The sequence below is a fragment of the Magnetococcales bacterium genome (genome assembly GCA_015231925.1).
Lineage (GTDB): Bacteria > Pseudomonadota > Magnetococcia > Magnetococcales > JADGAQ01 > JADGAQ01.
On sequence record JADGAQ010000224.1, the window covers coordinates 1 to 6,119 of the forward strand.

The 6,119-nt window shown below is 59.5% G+C and carries 4 protein-coding genes; 3 read left to right on the plus strand and 1 reads right to left on the minus strand.

Annotated features, from left to right (window positions below; all coding sequences use genetic code 11):
* Window positions 1-132 precede the first annotated feature (132 nt).
* Window positions 133-573 (minus strand): cyclic nucleotide-binding domain-containing protein, encoded by a 441-nt coding sequence (locus tag HQL56_17530; protein MBF0311320.1) that lies wholly within the window; start codon window positions 571-573, stop codon window positions 133-135.
* Window positions 574-792: 219 nt separating this feature from the next.
* Between HQL56_17530 and HQL56_17535 the strand changes: the two genes are divergently transcribed.
* The 3 genes from HQL56_17535 to HQL56_17545 form a co-directional block, all read left to right on the plus strand.
* Window positions 793-1,794 carry an ATP-binding protein gene (locus HQL56_17535; protein ID MBF0311321.1) on the plus strand — a complete coding sequence of 334 codons (1,002 nt, stop codon included), beginning with the start codon at window positions 793-795 and terminating at the stop codon, window positions 1,792-1,794.
* A 15-nt stretch (window positions 1,795-1,809) separates the two neighbouring features.
* Window positions 1,810-4,281, plus strand: coding sequence for a S8 family peptidase (locus tag HQL56_17540; GenBank protein MBF0311322.1), 2,472 nt, complete (start codon window positions 1,810-1,812; stop codon window positions 4,279-4,281).
* Between the two features lie 42 nt (window positions 4,282-4,323).
* The coding region (locus HQL56_17545; protein MBF0311323.1) for a metallophosphoesterase at window positions 4,324-6,119 on the plus strand (1,796 nt) is incomplete at its 3' end.

Consider the following 6,119-nt stretch of genomic DNA (forward strand, 5'->3'; position numbering starts at 1 on the left):
GCCATCCTTTTCGGGGGCCTTTTCCCGAAAAGGATGGCCAAAGAGCGAGCCAGCCATTGGTGATGCCGTGGGCCAATCGTCCGTTTGATTGGCTCACGGCATCACCGAATTGCCGGGGGGTGATGGCATTGTTCAGCCCATCAGGGCCAGCAGTTCCTTGTCTTTGCTTTGCAGTCGATTGACCAGCAGCAGGATCAGGCGGTCCTTGATCTTGTGTTGCAATTGGAAGGTGAGTTCTTCCATGGTTTGGTTGTTGATGGTGAAGCAGAGCATGGGTTCGGTGGCCATGACGTTGGAGGTGCGGGCCTGATTGGTGAGGAAGGAGATTTCGCCGACGACCATGCCGCGTTCCAGGGTGGCGATGACGGTTTTGGGGTTGGAATTCTTGGTGACCTGGGCGCGTCCTTTCAGCAGCACGAAGAGGGCGTTGTTGTCCACCACGCCCTCCCGCATCAGGTATTCCCCGGGGGCGAAGGTTGCGAAATAACAATCCATTTTCAATAATTTGGTCTTTTCGGCATCGGTGAAGGTCGAAAAGAAGGGCAGTTTGTCCAGCAACGGCCAGATATCCATGGCGTGCCTCATGTTTGGAGGACGGCCTGCCTGCGCCAGGCCACGTTCTTGTGCGAGGATGTATCTCAGGTTATATCAATTTCGGTCCTTGGTCCAGGGATGGTCTGGGACGGGTCGGGTCGGGGCCGGGCGGGTTTGTCGGGCAATAAATTGTTGATTTGTGATGGCAAACCTGTTATAATAATACGCAGGAAATCGTTATGTTAAATGGGGTACGGAATGGCCAGCGCCGAACAGATCAGAGCCTTGCTGAAATCGCACATCGATGGCGATGAGGGGCACTTTTTCGCTGTGGCCATGCAGGTTGCGGCCCACGAAGCCCGGCTCGGGCACGGGAAAGTGGCCGAGGAGCTGCGGGAGATGATCGATGCCGCCAAATTGCGCCGTTCCGAGGAGGGTGGAAGTCGGAAACCTCTGGTTTTCAATCAGCCGCGTGGTGAATTGGCGCAGTTGCTGGAGGTCTCCTTTCCGACGGCCCGGCTTTCCGGTCTGATTTTGCGGGAAGCGGTGCGCAACCGGCTGTTGCGCGTGGTGCGGGAGCAGAAGAATCTGGCCAAAATTCAGGAGCATGGTTTGACCCCTCGTCGCAAGATTCTGCTGGTTGGTCCGCCGGGAACGGGGAAGACTCTGACGGCTGCGGTTTTGGCGGGGGAGTTGGGTTTGCCGCTGTTTCAGGTGCGTCTCGATGCCCTGATCACCAAGTTCATGGGGGAGACCGCCGCCAAATTGAGGCAGGTGTTCGACGCCGTTTCGGCGCGGCGCGGCCTCTACTTTTTCGACGAATTCGACGCCATCGGCTCGCAACGGGGTCTGAACAATGACGTTGGCGAAATTCGGCGCATTCTCAACAGCTTTTTGATGATGTTGGAACAGGATGCTTCCCAAAGCATCATCCTGGCCGCGACCAACCATCCGGAAATTCTGGATCACGCCCTGTTTCGCCGCTTCGATGATGTGATCGACTATGTCATGCCCGATGCGCACGAAATCGAGTTGACTTTACGGGAACGACTGCTTCATTTTACATCCCAGGAGATGCGATGGGATCATCTGGCGGCCATTGCCGCCGGGTTGAGTTATGCCGAAATCGTTCGCGCTGCGGAAGACGCCATCAAGGACGCCATCATTCATGATCGGCAGCACATTACCGAGGATGAGCTTCTGAGCCTTTTGGATGAACGCAAAGCCCTTCGCAATGGACATTTTATTGATACGACATAAATTTCCGGGATATTCATGATGCAAGATGATCGTCGCCACCTGGAGCTGAAGGGGTTCGCCCGCCCCGAGTCCTTCCTCCCACCGGGTGGTGGCGGCAAAGCCGCCCTCCCTCCGGTAAACCGCGCCCGTCACGGCCATGCCCTGCTGAACCAGCTTTCCCGCCTGAAGGAAGAGGCCGTTCCGCTTCTTGAGGAACAACACTCCCACGCCATCCTTGAACCCGGACTGCGTCTTGAATTTCGCAGTCCGCCCGGCATTGAACTGGCCTTCGAGAGTCTTGCCCGCCGACAACAGGGTATCGAGGTTCTCAACGTGCGCCGGGAGGGAGAGCGGACCTTTGCCACGGTCTTCGTGCCCGAGAGGAAATTGGGCCACTTCGAAACCCTGGTTCGTGATTACCTGGAAAAGGATACCGAACCGTCGAAAGAGCATCCGGAAGGCCATCCGAAAAATCAGGCTCTGGTGGAAACCATTCAAGAGATCCGGCAGGCGGCGCTGCTTTCGTTGTGGACCGATTCCCCCGAACTTCTGCCCGCTTCGGAAGAGGAGGTCATCTCCTGGGAGGTTTGGCTGCCCCTTCGGAGGAAGGGTGAAAAGGCGTTGAGCCATTTTCAGCAACTGGCCGGTGATCTCGGCTTTAAGGTGGTTCCGGGGATTCTGCATTTTCTGGAACGATGGGTCTTTCTGATGCGGGGCAGCCGGGGGCAGATGACCCGTTCCATGCGTCTGCTCAATACCATCGCCGAACTGCGTCGCGCCAAGGAGGGGGCCGACTTTTTCGATACGCTCGCCCCGTTGGAACAGGGGGCGTGGCTGGACGAGCTGCGGAGTCGCTGCCACGTTACCGGAGGTGGGAATTCCCCCCACATCTGCCTGCTGGATACCGGAGTCAACCGGGGACACCCCCTGTTGCAGCCGGTGTTGCGTCGGGAGGATCTTCACAGCGTCGAACCGGGGTGGGGCACGGCGGATGAGGCGGGGCACGGCTCCGGCATGGCGGGTCTGGCGGTGTATGGCGATTTGACCGAGGTTCTGGCAAGTCGTGCCCCCGTATTCATCGACCATCGGCTGGAATCGGTCAAGCTGCTGCGTCGGGACGGTGACAACGACGGTGCGTCTTATGGCTGGCTGACAGAGGAGGCGGTGGCCCGCCCCGAAATTCAGGCTCCGTACCGGCCTCGGGTCTTCGCCATGGCGGTCACCGCCACGGACAGCCGGGACCGGGGTCGACCTTCCGCCTGGTCCGCCGCCATCGACGGCTTGGCTGCCGATATTCACAACGATGCTCGGTCGCCGAGGCTGATGGTGCAGGCCGGCGGCAATGTGTCGGATAACGGGGTCTGGTTCCACTATCCGGCCAGCAACGCCACCGATGGTATTCACGACCCCGGACAGGCCTGGAACGCCCTGACGGTGGGGGCTTATACCGAAAAGACGCGGGTGGCTCCGGGTTATACCGCGATTGCCGCCGAGGGGGCCTTGAGTCCTTTCAGCACCACCTCGCTCACCTGGGACAAGGTCTGGCCTTTGAAGCCGGATGTGGTCTTCGAAGGGGGCAACGCGGCCAAGGATCGGAGTACTGCCTACACCATGGCGGATTTGAGTCTGCTGACCACCCATTATCGACCGGAAGAGCGATCCTTTACCACCTTTGAAGCCTCCAGCGCCGCCACGGCCCTTGCCGCTCGCATGGCGGCGCAGTTGATGGCCCACTACCCCGACTTCTGGCCCGAAACCATTCGGGCCTTGATGGTCCATTCGGCGGAATGGACGCCTGCCATGCGTGACATGTTGCTGGTGGGTTCAACGGATAAACAGCGGTACGGGCATCTGTTGCGCCATTGTGGTTTCGGGGTTCCGAATGTGACGCGCGCCATGTGGAGTGCCGGGAACTCCCTGACCCTGGTTGCCCAGGACACGCTGCAACCCTTCGAAAAAAGAAATGGCAGTGTGTCCGTACGGGACATGAATCTGTATGACCTGCCCTGGCCCATCGACGAGTTGCAACGCCTTGGCGCGACCCCGGTCACCATGCGGGTGACGCTTTCCTACTTCATCGAGCCGAATCCGGGGGTGCTTGGTTTCCGGGGTCCGGATCGCTATGCCTCCCACGGTTTGCGTTTTCAGGTCAGGCGCCCCACCGAAACCACGAAGGCGTTTCGCGCCCGCATCAACAAACTGGCGCAGGACGAGGAGGAGGGGGTGCGTTCGGGTGAAAAGACCGATCCGGACTGGATCCTCGGTTCTAATCTGCGTCATCACGGCTCGCTGCACGGGGACATCTGGCAGGGCGAGGCGGCGAAGCTGGCGCAACTCGGCGTCCTTGGGGTTTTTCCCGTGTCAGGATGGTGGAAATCCCGTGCCTTTCTGAAACGTTATGAGAACAAGGCCCGCTACGCCCTGATCGTGTCGATTCAGGCACCGGAAGTGGAAGTGGATCTGTACAACGTGGTGAAGCAGAAGATTTTGACCGAGGTTTATGCGTAGACCTCGATTATAGACCCGATTTCCCCGAAGGGGTGGTGAGACATGAGTAGTAAGAAGACGATCCGTTGGCTGCATCTGTCGGATATGCATATGGGGTGTCGGGGGAAGGAACTCTGGTGGCAGGTGCGGAGTGAGTTCCGGGAGAGTGTGCAGTCCCTGGCCGAACGCCTGGGGCCGCCCCATCTGATCTTTCTCACCGGGGATCTCACCTGGAAGGGCGAGAAAGCCCAGTTCGAACAGGTTACCGCCTTTCTGACGGAACTGAAGAAGTGGCTTTTCGATGCGGTGGGTGGGGATGCGCCGCTGGTTGTTCCCGTGCCCGGCAACCATGATCTGGAGCGGCAGGAGGCTACAACCGCCACTCTGGCTCCTTTGCCGTTCATGTTTGGCACCGAGGCATGGCAGGGTTATGCCATACCGTTTGAAGAGAGTCTGTGGCAGAACACGCCTACCCCCTTTCATGGCCTGTTCAAGAACTACCTGGAGTGGTTGCGAAGGGATATTCTGCCGGATCGGGCGGGCTTCTACACCGAATCGCCCTTTCCCGGTGATTTTTCGCTACGCCTGGATCGGCCCGATTTACCTCCCTTGACGGTGGTGGGGCTCAATTCCTCCTGGTCCCATTTCATGGAGGGTGACTGTCGCGGCAAGTTGGAACTCTTCCGTCGCCAATTGCCCGCCGCTTTGGGGACGGAGGATGTCGATGCGGCTCTTGAAGGGCGCAACACGCTGTTGCTCACTCATCACCCTCTGTCCTGGTTTTCCAAAGAAACGCAACGCCACTTTCTGGAGTCCGTCTATCGTCCTGAACGCTTTATCGCCAATCTCCACGGTCACGACCATACGGGGGGTTCCACCTTTGTCAGTCGTTATGGCGATGCGGGACGTTTCTATTTGATGGCCCCCTCGCTGTTCGGGTTGGAGAAATACGGTACAGCCCAAGAGAGTCGCAGCATGGGCTACCAGTGGGGTTGTCTCACCCCGGAAGGGGCGATGCGACTCTGGCCCATGCTGCGGGTGAAACGGGGCGGGGAACATTACGATTTCGACCGGGATCAGCGTTATGAAAAACATGAGGACAACGAGGGTCTGCTGGTCCGTTCCTTCGGGGGCAAAACGGCTCCGCAGCCTTCGGTCGATCTTGATTCCTGGCTGCAAACCCAGTTGGACAAGACCGCGTGGATGGAGATTCGCGGCATCGGTTCGGGGGCGGGGCGCAGTCGGGATGCGGGGCGTTATCCCATCGAGGCCCTCTACACCCCCTTGCGCAGCCGGGGAGAGGTCAGCGTTGCCAAAAAACGTGGGCAACTTCTGGAGCAAACAGAGGAGTCCCTCTCCCTGGCCCACCTGCTGGCCAGCCATCATCGGTTGTTGATCGAGGGACAACCGGGAGCGGGCAAGACCACCTTTCTGAAGCTGGCGGTGGCCATGTTGTGCCGCGATCAGTTGGGCCACTCCTGTCCGGATGGGGGCAGTTGGCGCGGACGCCATCTGGGGCTCTCCGAGAGCAAACCGCCCCTGCTGCCCCTGTTTTTGCGTCTGTCGGAACTGGCGGCGTTGTTGGCCAGGGATGCCGCTCCCACTCCTCCGGATGACGGACGCCGCTTGCTGGACTTGCTTGCCGAGACCACGAAGCCGGAGGAGCCGACAGCCTGGAATCGCCATTGGAGCAAGCGGTTGGAGAAAGGAGAGGTGCTGCTGCTGTTGGACGGGCTGGACGAGGTGGCGGACGAGGCCTTGCGCCGTCGGGTGATCGCCATTGTGCAGGATGTGGTGAAGCGTTGGGAAAAGTGTCCCCTGGTGGTCACCAGCCGTCCCTTCGGGGTGGAGCAGATGCG

Coding starts and splice junctions, on each gene's coding strand:
- HQL56_17530 (MBF0311320.1), bottom strand. CDS start 573: ATGGATATCTGGCCGTTGCTGGACAAACTGCCCTTCTTTTCGACCTTC.
- HQL56_17535 (MBF0311321.1), top strand. CDS start 793: ATGGCCAGCGCCGAACAGATCAGAGCCTTGCTGAAATCGCACATCGAT.
- HQL56_17540 (MBF0311322.1), top strand. CDS start 1,810: ATGATGCAAGATGATCGTCGCCACCTGGAGCTGAAGGGGTTCGCCCGC.